This is a genomic window from Streptomyces sp. CB02009 (assembly GCF_001905825.1).
In the GTDB taxonomy this organism is placed as follows: domain Bacteria; phylum Actinomycetota; class Actinomycetes; order Streptomycetales; family Streptomycetaceae; genus Streptomyces.
On the sequence record NZ_LIVV01000005.1, the window covers coordinates 243,232 to 261,870 of the forward strand.

17 protein-coding genes are annotated in these 18,639 nt (G+C 71.6%); 4 read left to right on the plus strand and 13 right to left on the minus strand.

The annotated features are described in order from the left end of the window. Nucleotides 1–6: 6 nt before the first annotated feature. Entirely contained in the window at nucleotides 7–978 is a 972-nt protein-coding gene (locus AMK27_RS20575) for a sigma-70 family RNA polymerase sigma factor (RefSeq protein ID WP_073911848.1), read from the plus strand. A 65-nt stretch (nucleotides 979–1,043) separates the two neighbouring features. Here AMK27_RS20575 and AMK27_RS20580 read toward each other — a convergent pair whose 3' ends face one another. Then, nucleotides 1,044–1,319, minus strand: coding sequence for an STAS domain-containing protein (locus AMK27_RS20580; RefSeq protein ID WP_073910186.1), 276 nt, complete (start codon nucleotides 1,317–1,319; stop codon nucleotides 1,044–1,046). Nucleotides 1,320–1,384: 65 nt separating this feature from the next. Here AMK27_RS20580 and AMK27_RS20585 point away from each other — a divergent pair, with 65 nt between their 5' ends. Continuing rightward, the gene (locus AMK27_RS20585) at nucleotides 1,385–2,044 is read left to right on the plus strand and encodes an HAD family hydrolase (RefSeq protein ID WP_079188541.1); all 660 of its coding nucleotides are present in this window, start codon (nucleotides 1,385–1,387) and stop codon (nucleotides 2,042–2,044) included. On the opposite strand, the gene AMK27_RS20590 is transcribed toward AMK27_RS20585, so the two are convergent. From AMK27_RS20590 to AMK27_RS20645, 12 genes are all read right to left on the minus strand, one after another. Continuing rightward, nucleotides 2,037–2,624 (minus strand): Uma2 family endonuclease, encoded by a 588-nt coding sequence (locus AMK27_RS20590; protein ID WP_073910193.1) that lies wholly within the window; start codon nucleotides 2,622–2,624, stop codon nucleotides 2,037–2,039. The genes AMK27_RS20585 and AMK27_RS20590 overlap by 8 nt on opposite strands. 117 nt (nucleotides 2,625–2,741) lie before the next feature. After that, nucleotides 2,742–4,019 (minus strand): thymidine phosphorylase, encoded by a 1,278-nt coding sequence (locus tag AMK27_RS20595; protein ID WP_073910196.1) that lies wholly within the window; start codon nucleotides 4,017–4,019, stop codon nucleotides 2,742–2,744. Nucleotides 4,020–4,099: 80 nt separating this feature from the next. Then, on the minus strand, nucleotides 4,100–4,504 hold the full coding sequence (locus AMK27_RS20600) for a cytidine deaminase (protein WP_073910199.1): 405 nt from the start codon (nucleotides 4,502–4,504) through the stop codon (nucleotides 4,100–4,102). Next, nucleotides 4,501–5,763, minus strand: coding sequence for an ABC transporter permease (locus AMK27_RS20605; protein ID WP_073910202.1), 1,263 nt, complete (start codon nucleotides 5,761–5,763; stop codon nucleotides 4,501–4,503). The genes AMK27_RS20600 and AMK27_RS20605 overlap by 4 nt, the downstream gene beginning before the upstream one ends. Further along, nucleotides 5,760–6,878: an ABC transporter permease gene (locus tag AMK27_RS20610; RefSeq protein WP_073910205.1), complete on the minus strand. Its 1,119-nt coding sequence runs from the start codon at nucleotides 6,876–6,878 to the stop codon at nucleotides 5,760–5,762. The genes AMK27_RS20605 and AMK27_RS20610 overlap by 4 nt, the downstream gene beginning before the upstream one ends. Further along, the gene (locus AMK27_RS20615; protein ID WP_073910208.1) at nucleotides 6,875–8,587 is read right to left on the minus strand and encodes an ABC transporter ATP-binding protein; all 1,713 of its coding nucleotides are present in this window, start codon (nucleotides 8,585–8,587) and stop codon (nucleotides 6,875–6,877) included. Before AMK27_RS20615 ends, AMK27_RS20610 begins: the two co-directional genes overlap by 4 nt. Before the next feature lie 105 nt (nucleotides 8,588–8,692). Beyond that, entirely contained in the window at nucleotides 8,693–9,751 is a 1,059-nt protein-coding gene (locus AMK27_RS20620; RefSeq protein ID WP_073910211.1) for a BMP family lipoprotein, read from the minus strand. A 304-nt stretch (nucleotides 9,752–10,055) separates the two neighbouring features. Continuing rightward, nucleotides 10,056–11,276: an amidohydrolase gene (locus AMK27_RS20625; protein ID WP_073910214.1), complete on the minus strand. Its 1,221-nt coding sequence runs from the start codon at nucleotides 11,274–11,276 to the stop codon at nucleotides 10,056–10,058. A gap of 116 nt (nucleotides 11,277–11,392) precedes the next feature. Continuing rightward, nucleotides 11,393–12,613 carry a hypothetical protein gene (locus tag AMK27_RS20630; RefSeq protein ID WP_073910217.1) on the minus strand — a complete coding sequence of 407 codons (1,221 nt, stop codon included), beginning with the start codon at nucleotides 12,611–12,613 and terminating at the stop codon, nucleotides 11,393–11,395. Beyond that, nucleotides 12,610–13,503 (minus strand): N-acetylneuraminate synthase family protein, encoded by an 894-nt coding sequence (locus AMK27_RS20635; protein ID WP_030318398.1) that lies wholly within the window; start codon nucleotides 13,501–13,503, stop codon nucleotides 12,610–12,612. The genes AMK27_RS20630 and AMK27_RS20635 overlap by 4 nt, the downstream gene beginning before the upstream one ends. An 11-nt stretch (nucleotides 13,504–13,514) precedes the next feature. Then, nucleotides 13,515–14,699, minus strand: a complete 1,185-nt coding sequence (locus tag AMK27_RS20640) for an acylneuraminate cytidylyltransferase (RefSeq protein WP_073910220.1) — start codon at nucleotides 14,697–14,699, stop codon at nucleotides 13,515–13,517. Continuing rightward, entirely contained in the window at nucleotides 14,699–15,988 is a 1,290-nt protein-coding gene (locus AMK27_RS20645; protein WP_073910222.1) for a DUF6716 putative glycosyltransferase, read from the minus strand. Before AMK27_RS20645 ends, AMK27_RS20640 begins: the two co-directional genes overlap by 1 nt. A 219-nt stretch (nucleotides 15,989–16,207) precedes the next feature. On the opposite strand from AMK27_RS20645, the gene AMK27_RS20650 reads away from it, so the two are divergent. Continuing rightward, nucleotides 16,208–17,254 carry a glycosyltransferase family 2 protein gene (locus AMK27_RS20650; protein ID WP_073910225.1) on the plus strand — a complete coding sequence of 349 codons (1,047 nt, stop codon included), beginning with the start codon at nucleotides 16,208–16,210 and terminating at the stop codon, nucleotides 17,252–17,254. Beyond that, entirely contained in the window at nucleotides 17,251–18,585 is a 1,335-nt protein-coding gene (locus tag AMK27_RS20655; protein WP_073910228.1) for a polysialyltransferase family glycosyltransferase, read from the plus strand. Before AMK27_RS20650 ends, AMK27_RS20655 begins: the two co-directional genes overlap by 4 nt. The last annotated feature ends 54 nt before the right edge of the window (nucleotides 18,586–18,639 follow it).

An 18,639-nucleotide genomic window follows, 5' to 3' on the forward strand; every position in this document is an offset into this window, starting at 1 on the left:
GACCCGATGAGCGACGCCGCGGCCGCGACGACGGACCAGCTGGACAAGTACCGCCGGGAGCTGACCGGTTACTGCTACCGGATGCTCGGATCCTCCTTCGAGGCGGAGGACGCGGTGCAGGACACCATGGTGCGGGCCTGGAAGGCCATCGACTCCTTCGAAGGACGCTCCTCCCTGCGGTCCTGGCTCTACCGGATCGCCACCAACGTCTGCCTCGACGCGCTGAACGCGGGCAACCGGAGGGCGCGGCCCATGGACCTGACCTCTCCGACGCCGGTCGCGCAGGCGCAGCTCGTGAAGCAGCCCGAGATCACCTGGCTGGAGCCCGTCCCCGACGGGCGGGTGCTGCCCTCGGTCGCCGACCCGGCGGAGACGGCCGTCTCCCGGGAGACCGTGCGGCTCGCGTTCGTGGCCGCGCTCCAGCACCTGCCGCCCAAGCAGCGGGCGGTGCTGATCCTGCGCGAGGTGCTGGCCTGGAAGGCGAGCGAGGTCGCCGAGCTCCTCGACACCTCCGTCGCCTCGGTCAACAGCGCCCTCCAGCGGGCCCGCGCGACGCTGGCCGAGCAGGCGCCGGCCGCCTCCGACACCGCGAACCCCCTCGACGAGGAGCAGAAGGCGCTCCTGGAGCGCTACGTCGCCGCGTTCGAGGGCTACGACATGAAGGCGCTGACCGCGCTCCTCCACGAGGACGCGACCATGTCCATGCCGCCGTACGACCTCTGGCTGCAGGGGCACGACGACATCGTCGGCTGGATGCTGGGCGTCGGCGAGGTCTGCGCGGGCTCCAAGCTGGTGCCGACCGTGGCGAACGGCTCGCCGGCCTTCGCCCAGTACCACCCGGACCCGGCGGGCGGCTTCAGCCCGTGGGCGCTGATCGTCCTGGAGCTGCGGGACGGCAAGGTCGCCGGAATGGACTTCTTCCTGGACACCGAGCGCTGGTTCCCGCTGTTCGACCTGCCGGCCCGACTGGAGGCGTAGGGCCCGGGAACCGGATGCCTGGCTATCTATATACCCGGATGCCTGGATACCCGGATGCCTGGAGGCTAGAGGCCCAGGGTTCCGCCGAGACCGGTGAGCAGGAGCAGGGCCCGCAGGTCGGGCCCCGCTCCGTGGAACCGGATCCGGTGCCCCCGGCGCCCGGCGGCGAGCTTCAGCCGGGCGAGGGCGTCGACGGCGGCGAGGTCGGCCGGCGCGAGCGCGCCGACCTCGCAGACCACGTCCCCGGGCGGCGCGGCCCCGAGCCGGGCACAGAGACGCGTCACCTCGTCCCCGGTGGGGCGGGCGGTCAGGGTCACGACGAGCGGTCGACTGGTGTCCACACGGCTTGAGACCGGCCCTCGGACCGGAACTCATCGGTGATCGCTTCGGCCGTAGGGTCGGGATCATGACTCTTGAGCCCGCCGAACTGGTGATCTTCGACTGCGACGGCGTCCTGGTGGACAGCGAGCGGATCTACTGCCGGGTGGACCGGGAGGTGTTCGCGAGCCTCGGGGCGGAGTTCACCGAGGCGGAGATGGTCGAGTACTTCGTCGGCTCCCCGCACGACATGCTCACCGCGATCGTGGAGGAGCGCCGGGGCCGCCCGCTGGAGCCCGGCTGGCAGGCGCCCTTCACACAGCGGTACGAGGACGCCCTGGACGCGGAGCTGACGGCCGTGGAGGGCGTCACGGACGTCCTGGACGCGCTGGCCGTCCCGTACTGCCTCGCCTCCAACGGCAGCCACGCCTCCATCCGGAAGAACCTCGGCCGCGCGGGCCTCCTGGACCGCTTCGAGGGCCGGATGTTCAGCGCCCGCGACGTGGCCCGGGGCAAGCCGGCCCCTGACCTCTTCCTGCACGCGGCGGCCGCGATGGGCGTCGCGCCGGAGCGCTGCGCGGTGGTCGAGGACAGCCCGTACGGAGTCCGGGCGGCCCGGGCGGCCGGGATGCGCGCCTTCGGCTACACCGGCGGCCTGACGCCGGCGGCTCGGCTGACCGGCCCGGGGACGGTGGTCTTCGAGGACATGCGGGAGCTGAGGGGGCTGCTGGGGGCAGGGCTCAGCTGACCGGGAACTCCGCCGTGTCGAGGGCGAGGTCGAAGGGGGCGGGGAGGTGGATCTCCTCCCCGAACGGCACGGCACGGAGGACTCGGTAGACGTCCCCCTTCGGCTCTCCGTAGAGGGTCACGGTGGGGCCGCCGGACGCGAATGAGTCGATCAACAGGTAGAGCGGGATGCCGGCAGCGGCGTACCCGGCGGCCTTGCTGATGCGATCGTGGTTCGCGTTCGAGGGCGAGGTGACCTCGGCAACGAGCTCGACGGCATCGGCTGCCACGTACTGTCCGGGTCCATCGAGCACCGCGAAGGGAAGAACGGCGAGGTCCGGAACGAACATGCCCCTGCGCGCAGGCACGGCGATCGCTAGCGTCTGCACCACGCCCCACTCTTCCGGAATGCCGAGAACCAGCCGACGATGCACTCGCGAGGCGATGGAGTTGTGACGGCTGGCCGGTGACGGTGACACGGTGATGATCCCCTCGATGATCTCCACCTTGCAGCCCTCGGGTGCGTCCGTCTCCTCCCAGATCCGGACGAGGTCGTCCCACCCGTGGTCATAAGACGAGTGGTCGACGGTGAGTGCGCTCATGGCGGTCTCCTCTATCGGTGCGTCACCGATCCCAGCATGCCGAACGGGACCGGCGGGGGTCCACCGGTCCCGTTCACCCGAAGGTGTCACTGGCACATGCCAGCGGCGATCAGGTCACTACGCGATGCGGTCCAGGACGATCGGGTTCGGGGTGAACTCCGTGCCCGGCGCCGCGATGTCCCAGGCCGAACCCAGGGACTGCAGCGCGTAGTCGAACTTCTCCGGGGTGTCCGTGTGGAGGGTCACCAGCGGCTGGCCCGCCGTCACCGTGTCGCCCGGCTTGGCGTGGATCTCGACGCCCGCGCCGGCCTGCACCGGGTCCTCCTTCCGGGCGCGGCCCGCGCCCAGGCGCCAGGCGGCGATGCCGATGTCGTAGGCGTCGAGGCGGGTCAGGACACCGGAGGACGGGGCCGTGACGACGTGCTGCTCGCGGGCGACCGGGAGGGCCGCGTCCGGGTCGCCGCCCTGCGCCGCGATCATCCGGCGCCAGTGGTCCATCGCCGAGCCGTCGGCCAGCGCCTTCGCCGGGTCCGCGTCCTTGATGCCGGCCGCGGCGAGCATCTCGCGGGCCAGCGCGATCGTCAGCTCGACGACGTCCGCCGGGCCGCCGCCGGCGAGGACCTCGACCGACTCGCGGACCTCCAGGGCGTTGCCCGCGGTGAGGCCGAGCGGGGTGGACATGTCGGTGAGCAGCGCGACCGTCTTCACGCCGCTGTCGGTGCCGAGGCCGACCATCGTGGAGGCGAGCTCGCGGGCGTCCTCGATGTTCTTCATGAAGGCGCCGGTGCCGACCTTGACGTCGAGGACCAGGGAGCCGGTGCCCTCGGCGATCTTCTTCGACATGATCGAGGAGGCGATCAGCGGGATCGCCTCCACGGTGCCCGTGACGTCGCGGAGCGCGTACAGCTTCTTGTCCGCCGGGGCCAGGCCGTCGCCCGCCGCGCAGATGACCGCGCCGGTGGTGTCGAGGACGTGCAGCATCTCCTCGTTGGAGAGCAGCGCGCGCCAGCCCGGGATGGACTCCAGCTTGTCGAGCGTGCCGCCGGTGTGGCCGAGGCCGCGGCCGGAGAGCTGCGGGACGGCCGCGCCGCAGGCGGCGACGAGCGGGGCGAGCGGGAGGGTGATCTTGTCACCGACGCCGCCGGTGGAGTGCTTGTCGGCGGTCGGGCGCGAGAGGGAGGAGAACTCCATGCGCTCGCCGCTCGCGATCATCGCCGCCGTCCAGCGGGCGATCTCCGCGCGGTTCATGCCGTTCAGCAGGATGGCCATGGCCAGGGCGGACATCTGCTCGTCGGCGACCGCACCGCGGGTGTAGGCGTCGATGACCCAGTCGATCTGCTCCGGGCTCAGCTCGCCCTTGTCCCGCTTCGTGCGGATGACGGAGATGACGTCCATGGTGGTGCCTCTTTCTACGCGCATAGAGGGGGAAAGGAGGAGCGGCCCTTCCCATCGTGCCGGAAGGGCCGCTCCGAGGTTTACTTCGCGAGGTGGTCCGGGCCGAATGCCTGCGGCAGCATCTCGGCGAGGGTCAGGAACCCGGCGGGCGTCTCCAGGACGAGCTCGGGTCCCCCGAACTCGTACAGCAGCTGCCGGCAGCGGCCGCACGGCACCAGGCTCTCGCCGTGGCCGTCCACGCACACGAAGTGCGTGAGGCGTCCGCCGCCGGTCGCCTGGAGCTCCGAGACGAGTCCGCACTCGGCGCACAGGCTGAGGCCGTACGAGGCGTTCTCCACGTTGCAGCCGGAGACCGTCCGCCCGTCCTCGACGCGGGCCGCCGCGCCGACCGGGAAGCCCGAGTACGGGGCGTACGCACGGGCCATGGCCTCGCGCGCCGTGACCCGCAGGGCCTCCCAGTCGGCCTCGGAGAGGGCCGTCGTCACTTGCCCTGGCCCTTGCGGTACGGCAGGCCGTCCGCCTTCGGCATGCGCAGGCGCTGCGCCGAGAGGGCGAGCACGAGCAGGGTGGTGATGTACGGCGCCGCGTCGACGAACTGGCTCGGGACCTCGTCGGTCAGCGCGTACCAGAGGAAGAAGCCGCCGGAGAAGACCGCGGAGATCACGCCGGCCACGTACTTCTTCTTGTACAGCTGCCACACGGCGGCGATCAGCAGCAGCACGGCGACCAGCAGCAGCAGCGCGTGGACGTTCTCGGCGCCGCCGCGGAGCTTGAGGCTGTCGGTGAAGCCGAAGAGGCCCGCGCCGAGCGCCATGCCGCCGGGCATCCAGTTGCCGAAGATCATCGCGGCGAGACCGATGTAGCCGCGGCCGCCGGTCTGGCCCTCCTGGTAGATGCCGGTGGAGACGATCGCCAGGAACGCGCCGCCGAGGCCGGCGAGGGCGCCGGAGACGGTGACGGCGATGTACTTGTACTTGTAGACGTTCACGCCGAGGGACTCGGCCGCGACCGGGTTCTCACCGCAGGAGCGCAGGCGCAGGCCGAAGGCGGTGCGCCAGAGCAGCCACCAGGTGGCCGGGATCAGCAGGATGGCGACGACCGTGAGCAGCGACAGATTGGTGACGAGGCCGCCGAGGATGCCGGCCAGGTCGGAGATGAAGAACCAGTGCTTGGCCTGCAGGTCGGTGAACCAGTCCGAGAGCCCCGGAACGGTGATCTCGTAGATCTGGTCGATGCGCGGGGACTGCTTGGAGGAGCCGCCCTCGGCCTCGGCGAACGTGAAGTTCGACAGGTACTGGGTGAAGCCGACCGCGAGGATGTTGATCGCCACACCGGAGACGATGTGGTTCACGTTGAACGTGACGGTGATGATCGCGTGCAGCAGACCGCCGAGCGCGCCGCCGAGGAGGCCGACCAGGACGCCCGTCCAGGGGCCCCACTGGTAGCCGGCCCAGGCGCCGAACCAGGTGCCGAGCACCATCATGCCTTCGAGGCCGATGTTGACGACGCCCGCGCGCTCGGCCCACAGACCGCCGAGACCGGCGAGGCCGATCGGCACGGCGAGCTTGAGCGCACCGGAGACCTGGCCCACCGAGGTGAGGTCGTTGGCCCCGGAGACGGCCCGGACGAAGGAGAAGAGCAGAAGAGCGGCCGCGACGATCAGCAGGATCCACGGCAGGGTGAGCTTGCGGCGTCCGCCGCCCTTGGGCGCGGCGCTCGGCTTCGTGACAGTGCCGGTGCTCATGCCGAGACCTCCTTGTCGGTCTTGATGGCGCCGCCGGCGGCGAGTTCCTCGCCGACCTTCTGCTGCTGGCGGCGGAGGCCGTAACGGCGGACGAGCTCGTAGGAGACGACCACGGCGATCACGATGATGCCCTGCATGATCTTGGTGATCTCCTTCGGGTAGCCCTCGGTGTCCAGCGACGAGGAGGCCTTGTCGAGGAACGCGAAGAGCAGGGCCGCGAAGAAGATGCCGACCGGGTGGTTCCGGCCGAGCAGCGCGATGGTGATGGCGGTGAAGCCGACACCGACGGGGAAATCGAGGCTGTACGTGTGGGACTCGCCGAGCAGCGTCGGCATGCCGGCCAGACCGGCCAGCGCGCCCGAGAGCAGCATCGAGGTGAGGATCATCTTCTTGGCGTCGACGCCGCTGGCCTGGGCGGCGGACTCGCTGGCGCCGGTGGCGCGCAGGTCGAAGCCGAACCGGGTGCGGTTGAGGACGAACCAGTAGACGACGCCGAGGGCGAGCGCGACGAACGTGAAGCCGTAGATGACTCCGTTGCCCTCGCCCATGTCGATGCCGGGGAACCAGCCGGACTCGGAGATCTCACCGGTGGTGAGGTTGTTCGAGCCCTCCGGCTGGACGCCGAAGTTCTTCGGCAGGATCAGCCAGGCCACCAGCGAGGTCGCGATGGCGTTCAGCATGATCGTCGAGACGACCTCGGAGACACCGCGGGTGGTCTTCAGGATGCCGGCGATACCGGCCCAGAAGGCGCCGGTGAACATCGCGACGAGCACGATCACGAGGATGTGCAGCGGGCCGGGCAGCTCGATGGAGGCGCCGACGAGCGCCGAGACCATCGCGGCGAGCCGGTACTGGCCGTCGACACCGATGTTGAAGAGGTTCATCCGGAAGCCGATGGCCACAGCCAGGGCCGCCAGGTAGTAGATCCCCGTCTGGTTGACGATCAGGACCTGGATGTCGGCGAACGCGGCGTTGTCGATCATCAGCGTGATCGGCTCGATCGGGTCGAGACCCGTCGCCAGCAGCACCAGGACGGTGAGCACGAACGAGGTGACCAGGGCGAGCACCGGTCCCGCCGCGCCCAGGATCAACTTGTCCTTGTCGAACTTCATCATCGGGCGTCACCGTCTTCGGGCTGCTCTGCGCCTTCGAGCTGGCCGCCGGCCGCGCCGGTCATGGCGGAGCCGAGCTGCTCGGGCGTGATGGTGGCGGGGTCGGCGTCCGCGACGAGCTTGCCGCGGTACATGACCCGGAGGGTGTCGGAGAGACCGATCAGCTCGTCGAGGTCGGCGGAGATCAGCAGCACCGCGAGACCCTCGCGGCGGGCGTCCCGGATCGCGTCCCAGATCTGCGCCTGCGCGCCGACGTCCACACCGCGGGTGGGGTGGGCGGCGATCAGGAACTTGGGCGCGTGGCTCATCTCGCGGCCGACGATCAGCTTCTGCTGGTTGCCGCCGGAGAGGGAGGCCGCGGTGACGTCGATGCCGGGGGTGCGCACGTCGTACTCGCGGACGATCCGCTCGGTGTCCTTGCGGGCCGCCTTCGGGTCGAGGACGCCGCGCTTGGAGTTGGGCTCCTCGGTGACGTGGCCGAGGATGCGGTTCTCCCAGAGCGGCGCTTCGAGGAGCAGGCCGTGGCGGTGGCGGTCCTCGGGGATGTAGCCGATGCCGCCCTCGCGGCGCTTGCGCACCGAGACCTTGGAGATGTCGACGCCGTCGAGGGTGATGACGCCCGCGTCGGGGGTGGCCATGCCCATGAGGGTCTCGATGAGCTCGGTCTGGCCGTTGCCCTCGACACCGGCGATGCCGAGGATCTCGCCCTTGTGGATCGTGAGGGAGATGTCGTCGAGGAGCTTGCGGCCCTCGGCCGTCTCCTCCAGCACGACGACGGTCTTCGCCGGGTCCGGTGGGGCGGCGCTGGTCAGCGGGGCGGCGGCGACGGCGCCGGCCTCGGTCAGCGTCAGGTTGCTGACCTGGAGCATCGGGACGGTGGTGACCGTCGACTCGCGGGTCTCCGGCGAGGGCAGCTCGCTGCCGACCATCAGCTCGGCGAGCTGCTTGGTGGTGGCGGTCTTCGGGTCGGCGGTGCCGACGGTGGTGCCCCGGCGGATGACGGTGATGTCGTCGGCGACCTTCAGGACCTCGCCCAGCTTGTGCGAGATGAAGATGACGGTCAGGCCCTCGGCCTTGAGCTCGCGCAGGTTGTCGAAGAGCGCGTCGACCTCCTGCGGTACGAGCACCGCGGTCGGCTCGTCGAGGATGAGGATCTTGGCGCCGCGGTAGAGGACCTTGAGGATCTCCACCCGCTGACGGTCGGCGACGCCGAGGTCCTCGACGAGGACGTCGGGGCGCACCCCGAGGCCGTACGCGTCGGAGATCTCGCGGATCTTCTTCCGCGCCTTGGCGCCGATGCCGTAGAGCTTCTCGCCGCCGAGGACGACGTTCTCCAGGACGGTGAGGTTGTCGGCGAGCATGAAGTGCTGGTGCACCATGCCGATGCCGCGCGCGATGGCGTCACCGGGGCTGGAGAAGGTGACCTGCTGGCCGTCGACCGCGATGGTGCCCTCGTCCGGCTTCTGCATGCCGTAGAGGATCTTCATGAGGGTCGACTTGCCGGCACCGTTCTCGCCGATGAGGGCGTGCACGGTGCCCTTGCGGACCGTGATGGCGATGTCCTTGTTGGCGACGACGCCGGGGAATCGCTTGGTGATGCCGTGCAGTTCTACGGCAGGGGGGCTGGACGCGTTGATGACGCACTCTCCTTGGCCGGAAGGAGTGGGAGCGGGAGGGCAGGGCGGGGTGAAGTTATCGTGCCAGGGAGACATCTACACGCGTAGCGCTGCCGAAAATTGAAAACCCGTACGGGAAGGGGGCCCGGCAACGGTGGGGGTGCCACCGCTGCCGGGCCTTGGGTCGTTGACCAGTGCGCCTTACGGAGCGGTCTTGACCGTGATCTTGCCGTCGATGATGTCCTTCTTCGCCTTGTCCACCGCGGCGATGAGGTCCGTCATCTGCTTGTACTTCGGGTTGGAGTCGGCGAGCGCGACACCGTCCGTGGCGAGGCCGTAGCGGACCTCACCGGACTGCGGCTTGCCGTCCTGGACCGACTTGATCACGTTGAAGACGGAGTCGGAGACGTCCTTGGTGACCGAGGTCAGGATGGCGTCCTTGTAGGAGGCCAGACCCGGCTGGTTGTACTGGTCGGAGTCGACACCGATCGCCCACTTGCCGGCGGCGGAGGCGGCCTCGATCGCACCGGAGCCGGCCAGACCGGCGGCGGCGTAGATCACGTCGGCGCCCTTGTCGAGCTGGCCCTCCGCGGCGGCCTTGCCGAGGTCGGGCTTCGAGAAGCCGTCGAAGTTCGGCGGCTGGGTCAGGTACTGGACGAGCACCTTCGCCTTGGGGTTGGTGTCCTTGACGCCCTGCGCGAAGCCCGCCTCGAACTTCTTGATCAGCGGAACCTCGACACCGCCGATGAAGCCGACCGTGCCGGTCTTGGACGCCTTGGCGGCGGCGACGCCGGCCAGGTAGGAGCCCTGCTCCTCGTTGAAGACGAGGTTGGCGATGTTCGGGCCGGTCTTCGACGTGTCGTCGATGAGGCCGAAGGTGGTCTTCGGGTAGGCCTTGGCGACCTTCTCGATGGCCGGGGCGTAGGCGAAGCCGACACCGATGACCGGGTTGTTCCCGGCGCGGGCGAGCGCGGTCAGGCGCTGCACCTTGTCGGCGTCGCCCTCGCCCTCGGAGGGCTCGGCCTCGGCGCCCTTGACGCCGAGCTCGTCCTCGGCCTTCTTGAGGCCCGCGTAGGCGGCGTCGTTGAAGGACTGGTCGCCGCGGCCGCCGATGTCGTACGCGATGGCGGCCTTGGTGGCCTTCGCGCTCGAGCTCGGGCTGGAGCCCGAGTCCGTCGAAGACTTGCCACACGCGGTGGCGGAGAGGGCGAGCGCCGCGGAGGCGATGCCCACGGTCGTGATCCTGGTGATCCGGCGCAAGAGGAGGGTCCCTTCAAGACTGACCGAAAGCGCCTCTTCCGGCGCTGGTTTCGCGGCGATCGTAACGCGCGTAGATGTCAGTTAAAGACCCGTTCATGAGTCGTTATCGGATCGTCGCGAACCGGCCAGTCGAGGCGACCGGGGGCGTTCGGCCCGGTACCGCCGGTTATATCTGCGGGTCCGGGCGCCGGGAAGGGGGTCCCGGGGCGCCACGCCGGGCTGTTGGGCCGAAGGGGGGACACCGGTGGGCCGGACGGATCAACGATCCGTCCGGCCGGAATCACGGCTGCCGTTTGGCCTGAAATCAGTGCTTTGGTGCCGCGTCGAGCAGGGCCGCCGCCGTGAAGAGCTCCACCGCGACCCCGATGCAGCGCTCGTCCACGTCGAAGTCGCCGGCGTGGAGGTCGCGCACCCGGGTGTCGCCGGGGGTGCGGACGCCGAGGCGGGCCATCGCGCCCGGCACGTGCTCCAGATACCAGGAGAAGTCCTCGCCGCCGAGGCTCTGCTCGGTGTCCTCGATCGCATACGGTCCGCGACGGGCGGTCATCGCGTCCTGCAGCAGCTCGGTGACGGCCGCGTCGTTGACGACCGGCGGCACACCGCGCACGTAGGTGACGGTCGACTTGGCCCGGTGCAGGGTCGCGATCTCGTCGACGGCCGCGTGCACCAGGTCGGGCGCCTCCCGCCAGGTGGGCAGGTCGAGGCAGCGGACGGTGCCGGAGAGCTCGGCGTGCTGCGGGATGACGTTGCAGGCGTGGCCGGACTCGATACGGCCCCAGGTGACCGAGAGGCCCGAGCGGGCGTCGACGCGGCGGGACAGGACGGCGGGGACGTCGACGGCGACCCGGGCCGCGGCGGTGACGAGGTCGGTGGTGAGGTGCGGGCGGGCGGTGTGGCCGCCGGGCCCGTCCAGCGTGATCTCCAGCCGGTCGCAGGCGGAGGTGATGGGGCCGGTGCGGAGCCCGATCTTCCCGGCGTCCACCCGGGGGTCGCAGTGCACGGCGATGATCCGGCCGACCCCGTCCAGGACGCCGGCCTCGATCGCGTCGGCGGCGCCGCCGGGGAGGACCTCCTCGGCGGGCTGGAAGAGCAGCCGCACGGCGGCCGGGAGGAGGCCCTGCCGGTCGAGCTCGGCGAGGACGAGACCGGCGCCGAGGACCGTGGTGGTGTGGACGTCGTGTCCGCAGGCGTGGGCGCGGTTGGCCACGGTGGAGTGGTAGGCGACGGTCTTGACGTCGGGGATGGGCAGCGCGTCGAGGTCGGCGCGGATCGCGAGCATCGGCCGCGCGGGGTCCGGGGTGCCGATGTCGCAGATGAGCCCGGTGCCGCCAGGAAGGACCTTCGGCGCGAGGCCGGCCGCCTCCAGGCGGGCCTTGAGCGCGGCGGTCGTACGGAACTCCTGGTTCCCCAGCTCCGGGTGCATGTGCAAGTCCCTGCGGAAGGCGATCAGTTCCACACGCAGGGGTTCGGACAGCGTTCCGGGCAGAGTGACGGAGCCTGGCTCACGGGACTTCAACTGGTTCACCCTTTGAAGGGTAGGCCTCCGGAGAGGTCAACTGCCCGTTGATCACAAAAAGTTCAGCCCGTTAGGGGAAAGAATCTCGGTTCGACAGGCTTGAAGCCCGTTCCCTATGGGTACGCTCAGCCGAATTCGAGCCGATCGGTCTGGGTTGCCGCCCGGGAGGTCAGCCGGTCGACCTCGTGGGCCGCCGTGCCCGTCACCCCGGACAGGAACCCCTGGGCCCGCGGGGAGGCGGTGGCCCGCAGCCACTCGGGCGCGATCTCGCAGACCGCGACCTTCACCCCCGTGCCGGCGAGCGCCAGCGGCAGGGTGTGCACGACCGTGGACGGGAAGCTGACGACCGTACGGCCGATCGGGCCGCGGCGGGCGATCAGCTCCAGGGGCAGTTCCGGGCGGACCACCTGGAGGCCCGTCTCGACCGCTATCCGGTGCAGCTTCTCGGCGCTCTCCCTGCGGTGCGCGAAGTAGCGGGTGGCGCCGTGGGCGCGGGCGAGTTCCGCCACCACCCGGTCGTAGTGCGCGGCGTCGACCACCCCCGTCTCCACCAGCGAGGTCCCCACCAGGTCCGCGCCGCCGGTGAGCAGCGGCGGGCCGAAGCGGGCCCGGGTCCAGGCGTAGGAGTTCTCGGTGACCGTGATGCCCTCGGGGACCTCGACGGGCAGCGAGGTGAAGATCTCGACCGTCCGGCCGGAGGTCGGGGCGAGGCGCTTCTTGGCGAGCAGGGACACCGGCGCCAGCACCAGCTCGCGCGGGTCGAGGCCGCCGCTCCTGCGGTGCCAGCGCACCAGGCGCTCGCCGCGGCCGACCTGGGCCGCGTACTCCATGGTGGCGGTGCCGTCGTCGACCACGGTCAGGTGGCGGGGGGCGAAGAGGGTGAGGAGGAGCTGGACGTACCGGGAGAACGGGTCTCCGATGATCACCCGCTCCGCCGAGCGCAGCGGCCGGGCGAGCTCCCGCAGGGTGCGGACGAGCGCGCCCCGGCCGCCGCGGGCCTCCTGCCAGTGGACGGTGAGGCCCTCGTCGCGGGCCAGCTGGGCCATCCGGCGCAGCTGGCCCCGCGACATGGGGTCGGTCGGCGACAGGACGACGACCGTCAGGGCGGGCGCGGGCAGGGCCGCACCCTGGGTGGCGTTCGTCGAGCGGGACGCCTCCGCGGACGCACCGGCGTCCGCGGAGCCGGGCGCCGCGGTGGCCGCGCCGGCGGGCACGGCCTCCGCCGGGCCGTCCGGGCCGGCGGAGGCCGCGGAGGGCGCGGCCGTGGCGGACGCCCGGGTGTGCGCCCATTCCAGGACGTTGAGGAGCTGGACCGGGCTCTCGACGAACGCCAGCTGCCCGGTCATGCGGCGACGAGGCCCTGGACCCGGCGGAGCTTCTTCATCGGGCCGAGCTCCGACTCGTAGACCTTCTTGACGCCGTCACCGAGGGCGGCCTCGATGGTGCGGATGTCGCGGACCAGGCGCTGCAGGCCCTGGGGCTCGACGGAGGCGGCCTGGTCGGAGCCCCACATCGCGCGGTCGAGGGTGATGTGGCGCTCGACGAAGGTGGCGCCGAGGGCGACGGCGGCCAGCGTGGTCTGCAGGCCGGTCTCGTGGCCGGAGTAGCCGATCGGGACGTTGGGGTACTCCTCCTGCAGCGTCTGGATGACGCGCAGGTTGAGCTCCTCGGCCTTGGCCGGGTAGGTCGAGGTGGCGTGGCACAGCAGGATGTTCGCGCTGCCGAGGACCTCGACGGCGTGACGGATCTGCGCCGGCGTCGACATGCCGGTGGAGAGGATGACCGTACGGCCGGTGGCGCGCAGCGAGCGCAGCAGCTCGTCGTCGGTGAGGGAGGCCGAGGCGACCTTGTGGGCCGGGACGTCGAACTTCTCCAGGAAGGCGACGGCCTCGGTGTCCCACGGGGAGGCGAACCAGTCGATGCCGCGCTTCTTGCAGTGCTCGTCGATGGCGCGGTACTGGGTCTCGTCGAACTCGACGCGGTGACGGTAGTCGATGTACGTCATCCGGCCCCAGGGGGTGTCCCGCTCGATGTCCCACTGGTCGCGCGGGGTGCAGATCTCGGGGGTGCGCTTCTGGAACTTGACGGCGTCGCAGCCGGCCTCGGCGGCCACGTCGATCAGCGCGAACGCGTTGTCGAGGTCACCGTTGTGGTTGATGCCGATCTCGCCGGTGATGTAGACGGAGTGGCCCGGGCCTGCGGTCTTGTCGCCGAGGGTGCGGATACGGGTGTTCATGGTGCCGGTCCTTAGGAGTTGGGGGTGTCGAGCTCGGGTCCGAGGAGCCAGGCGGCGATCTCGCGGATCGCCCCCGAGCCACCCGGGGTGACGGTGACCGCGCGGGCCGCGGCCCGTACGGAGTCGTGTGCGCTGCTCACCGCGACGGGCCAGCCGACGAGGTGGAAGCAGGGAAGGTCGTTGACGTCGTTTCCGGCGTAGAGCACGCGCTGCGGGTCGATGCCCTCGGCCTCGCACCACTCCTTGAGGGCCCGGTCCTTGCGGTCGATGCCGTGCAGGACGGGGATCTTGAGCTTGCGGGCGCGGGCCGCGACGACGGCGTTCTGCTCGGTGGAGAGGATGAGGACGGGCAGTCCGGCGCGGCGCAGGGCGGCGATGCCGAGGCCGTCGCCGCGGTGGGCGGAGACGAACTCGCGCCCCTCGGCGTCCAGGTGGACCCGGTCGTCGGTCTGCGTGCCGTCGAAGTCGAGGACGACGGCGTCGACGTCCGCGAAGCCCGGGGTGGCCGGGGTGTCGAGGAGCGGGGCGAGGACGCGGGCGCGGGCCAGGTCGTGCGGGTCGTCGATCTCCAGGACCCGGGCGGGGTCGGTGACGACGAGTGCCGTGCGGCCGAAGAAGCGGTGCCGGTGGGTGCGGAAGCCGGCCGCGTCCATCGCGTAGACGGCGCCGGTCTCCAGGTACTCGGGCTCCCGGTCCTGGCGGCGGGGGCGGTGCGCCTTGTCGTGGTTGACGCCGGTGGCGCCGTCCTCGACCGTCTCGCGCCAGAGGAAGCCGTGCGACGGGGCGGCGGTGAAGGCCGTGTCGGCGGCGCCGGAGGTGATGCGCTCGACGGTCTCGGCGACCTCGGCGGAGCTGAGGAAGGGGCTGGTGCACTGGACGAGGAGGACCACGTCGGCCGGGCGGCCGTGGGTGGCCTCGAAGGCGTCCATGGCATGCAGCACCGCGGCCTCGCTGGTGGCGGTGTCGCCGGCGATCTCGGCCGGGCGCCGCACGGCCTCGGCGCCCGCGGTGCGGGCGGCGGCCGCGATGCCGGCGTCGTCGGTGGAGACCACGACGTGGGTCACGGGGCGGGCGCCGAGGCAGGCCCGGACAGCGCGGGCGACCAGGGGGACTCCGGCCACCGGGGCGAGGTTCTTGGCGGGCACGCCCTTCGAACCGCCCCTCGCGGGGATCACGGCGAGCACGGTGGTGGTCATCAGAGTTCTCCCAGACGGCGGATGACGGGGGCGACGCGTTGCACGCCGTGGCGGTACGCACCCCGCGCGGCCTCCCGGACGACCCTGCGCAGGCCGCTCTCGCGGGGCTCCGGGGCGGTGACGTCCAGGCGGTGGCGGGCGAGGATCCCGGGCAGATAGCCGGGCGCCGTCTCCGTCGTGTAGTAGGGGGTGATCGGAGGGAGCGCGGGGAGCGCGAGGAGTTCGGTGACCCGGTCGCGGGCCGCGTCGAAGGCCGCGTCGTACGAGCCGTCGGACGCGACGCCCTGCCGGGCGAGCCAGTGCGCGTCGGGCGTCGGGGCGAGCCCCTTGTCGAGCCGGTCGAAGGAGGCGAGCAGGCCGGAGCCGACGAAGTGGTGGTTGCCGAGGACCTCGCGGACCCCGAGGTCGGTGAGGATCGCGGTGGGGATGCGGCGGTGGAGGGCTTCGAGGGCGGCCGTCGAGGAGACGGTCACCAGCAGGTCGGTGCGGTCGAGGACCTCGCCCATGTGCCCGTACACGAGGGAGAAGTTGGCCGGCGGGTCGAGCTCGCGGACCAGCTTCTGGAACGGGTACTCCTCCAGGTGCGTGGTGTGCTCGCCCGGCTTGGAGCGGAGCTTGAGGAGCACCTCGCGGCCCGGGTGGAGCCGGGCGTGCTCGATCAGGCGCCGCAGCACGTAGGCGCGTTCGGTCCGGGTGGCCGGCACGGACGGCTGGGCGGCGAAGACCAGGGTGTCGCGGCCGGGTTCCGGGGTGTGCGGGGCGCCGCCCAGGAAGGGCAGTGCCGCCTCGACGACCGCGTCGGCCCCGGCGCCCACCCCTTCGTACACGGCGCGGAAGCGCTCCGCGTCGTGCCGGGAGTTGGCGAGGACGACGTCGGCGCCGTGGCGCAGCAGCAGCCCGTCGGTCAGCTTCTCGTAGACGACGCCGACATAGCCGGTGACGACCACGGGACGCCGTTCGAGGCCCAGGTCGGCGAGACCCTGGAGGACGGCCCGGACGGTGCCGCCGACGAGCGCGAGGACGACGACGTCGTACCCCTCGCCGCGCGTCTCCGCGTCCCGTACGGCGCGCAGGAACTCCGCACCGGTCACCTCGCGCGGCGTGGTGCTGGACACCCCGGTCTCGGCGAGCTGGCGTGCGGTGGGGGTCGCCCGTCCGCGCAGGACGAATCCGGTGGGTTCGGCGGTCGCCGTGGTGATGCGGCGCGCCGTGAGGGCGCCCCATTTCCACCGGGTGTCGGAGTCGGCTAGTACGGCTACCCGCACCGCTTCTCTGGTACTTGCTGGCACGCCGAGGACGCTAGAAGGGCATTCCGCTTTTCGGCCCAACTGAGACACAACAAACGGTGAACAGAGCCTCTCCTCCTGTTGAAGTGGGTCGTGAACCGGACGTATCGGGGCCGAATTTCCCTGCCGGTAAAGGCGGTTAATCGGCCCGCCGCTTCGTGTTCACCGAAGAGACGCCCAGCGGTCGGTGGGAATGCCGGGACGGCACCTAGCGTCAACCGCGTGGTCAAGCTCTCCGTCGTCGTGCCGTTCTTCAACGTGCAGACATACGCCCCCGACACCCTCACCAGCCTGCGGGCCAACGCCCGGGAGGACTTCGAGTTCCTGCTCGTCGACGACTGCTCGACGGACGGGACCCCGGAGATCCTCGAGCGGGCCGCGCGCGAGATCCCGGGTGCCGTCCTGATCAGGCACGAGCACAACGGGGGCCTCGCCACCGCCAGGAACACCGGTCTCGACGCCGCCCGCGGCGAGTACCTCACCTTCCTCGACGGGGACGACTGGCTCGCCCCCGGCTACTACTCCCGCCTGGTCGCCGCCGCCGAGGACCTCGGCTGCGACTTCCTGCGCACCGACCACGTCTCCGTCACCGGCCGCAACCGCGGCATCCGCCGCGCGCCGGTCCCCCGGCGCCGCGAGGTGCTGGACCCGCGGGACGCGATCCTGCCGGCGCACCGGACGACCTCGGTCGACTACCCGTACGCCTGGGCGGGGATCTACCACCGGCGGCTCCTCGACCGCGGACTGCTGCACTTCACGCACGGGCTGCGGACCGCCGAGGACCGGCCCTGGATCTGGCGCCTGCACCGCGAGGCGAAATCATTCGCCGCGATCGGTGAACTCGGCGTCTTCTACCGGCGCGGAGTGGCGACCTCACTCACCCAGATCGGCGACATAAGGCAATTGGATTTCATTCGCGCTTTCGACCAGGTGATCGAGGAGACCGCGAAGGACGCGGACGCCGGTCTCCTTCTCCCCAAAGCCGTACGCACCTATTGCGCGGTGATTTCCCATCACATCGGGTCGATCGAGCGCTTCGAACCGGACGTCGCCCGCCAGTTGAAGGCGATGAGCGCGGGCGCGCTGCGGCGCATGCCGCAGGACGTCCTCGACGAGGCCCTCACCGCGATGGGCGGGGACCGCGCGACGATGCTGCGGAGACTGCGGCGGCGCCGCCCGGCACCGCCGCCGGGGCCGGGCGCGGGCCCGGGCGCCGGGACCGGCGCGGCCTCCGGGACCGGCGCGGCCGCCGCGGAGGTGGCCGCGTGAGCACCCGCCGGACCACCCAGATCTTCTGCGCCTCCACCCTCTACGGCGCCGTGACCATCGCCGCCGCCCTGGACAGCGGCCGCTTCGGCCCCGCCGACCGCCGGATCCTCCTCGTCACCAACAACGCCGCCGTGCCGGAGACGACGCCACCGCTGGACCGGGCCGAGGGTTTCGAGCGGCTCCGCGACCGCTTCGACTCCGTCCTGTCCTGGAACGAGACGATCTCCCCGCTCCACCCGGGCGGCTGGACCCCCCGGCCGAGCGACCTGCCGCTCCTCCAGCGCCATCTGCGCAGGATCTGGGACCTCGGCGACGACCACGTCGAACTCGCCCTGGAATCGATCCAGGTGACGCCCGCGCTCGCCATCGCCCAACTGCTGCCCGACGCGCCCCTCACCGTCTACGCGGACGGCCTGATGAGCTACGGGCCGACCCGGAACAAGATCGACCCGCTGATCGGCGGGCGCGTCGGCCGGCTGCTCCACCTCGACCTCGTCCCCGGCCTCGCGCCGCTGCTGCTCGCCGAGTTCGGGGCGGTGCCGGAGGCCGTGCCGACGGAGGCGTTCACCGCGTGCGTCGACGAACTGGCCGGACCCGCCGCCACGGCCGCCGCCGGGGACGGACCCGCGCTGCTCCTCGGCCAGTACCTGGCGGCGCTCCACCTGCTGACCGCCGCCGAGGAGGAGGAGCTGCACCTGCGGATGGTCCGGGGCGCGGTCGCCCGGGGCCACCGGCGGCTCGTCTTCAAACCGCACCCGACGGCCCCCGACACCTGGTCGAAGGCGCTGGCGGAGGAGGTGGCGGCGCTCGGCGCCGAGCTGACCGTCGAGGACCGGCCGGTGCTCGCCGAGGTGCTCTACCGCGAACTGCGGCCCGCCCTCGTCGTCGGCTGCTTCTCCACGGCCCTGCTCACCGCGCGGACCTTCTACGGACTGCCGGTCGCCCGGGTCGGGACGCGCGGCCTCCTGGAGCGGCTCACCCCGTTCCAGAACAGCAACCGCATCCCGCTCACCGTCGTCGACGCGGTCGTCCCGCCCCTGGAGGCCGGTGCCGAGGGCGCCGCGGAGGACGGCGGCGCGATCGCGACGGACCGGCTGAACGACCTGGTCGCGGCGGTCGGCTTCGCGATGCAGCCGAAGATCCGTCCGGAGCTGCGGGAGCCCGCGGTACGGCACCTGTCCGGGCCCTTCGCCGAACGCACCCGCCACCACTTCACCCGCCGCCGCCTCACCGTCCTGAACCTGCCCGGCGGCATCCCGCTCCCCCGGCACCCGAGGGTCCGCCGGCTGGCGCGGCGCGCGCTGCGGCTGCGGAAGGCGCTGAGGAGGTAGCGGTCCGGCGGGCGGCTCCGGGCCGGAGCCGCCCGCGGAGAGCGGCGGGCCCGG

Coding starts and splice junctions, on each gene's coding strand:
- AMK27_RS20575 (WP_073911848.1), top strand. CDS start 7: ATGAGCGACGCCGCGGCCGCGACGACGGACCAGCTGGACAAGTACCGC.
- AMK27_RS20585 (WP_079188541.1), top strand. CDS start 1,385: ATGACTCTTGAGCCCGCCGAACTGGTGATCTTCGACTGCGACGGCGTC.
- AMK27_RS20590 (WP_073910193.1), bottom strand. CDS start 2,624: ATGAGCGCACTCACCGTCGACCACTCGTCTTATGACCACGGGTGGGAC.
- AMK27_RS20595 (WP_073910196.1), bottom strand. CDS start 4,019: ATGGACGTCATCTCCGTCATCCGCACGAAGCGGGACAAGGGCGAGCTG.
- AMK27_RS20605 (WP_073910202.1), bottom strand. CDS start 5,763: ATGAGCACCGGCACTGTCACGAAGCCGAGCGCCGCGCCCAAGGGCGGC.
- AMK27_RS20610 (WP_073910205.1), bottom strand. CDS start 6,878: ATGATGAAGTTCGACAAGGACAAGTTGATCCTGGGCGCGGCGGGACCG.
- AMK27_RS20615 (WP_073910208.1), bottom strand. CDS start 8,587: ATGTCTCCCTGGCACGATAACTTCACCCCGCCCTGCCCTCCCGCTCCC.
- AMK27_RS20630 (WP_073910217.1), bottom strand. CDS start 12,613: ATGACCGGGCAGCTGGCGTTCGTCGAGAGCCCGGTCCAGCTCCTCAAC.
- AMK27_RS20635 (WP_030318398.1), bottom strand. CDS start 13,503: ATGAACACCCGTATCCGCACCCTCGGCGACAAGACCGCAGGCCCGGGC.
- AMK27_RS20640 (WP_073910220.1), bottom strand. CDS start 14,699: ATGACCACCACCGTGCTCGCCGTGATCCCCGCGAGGGGCGGTTCGAAG.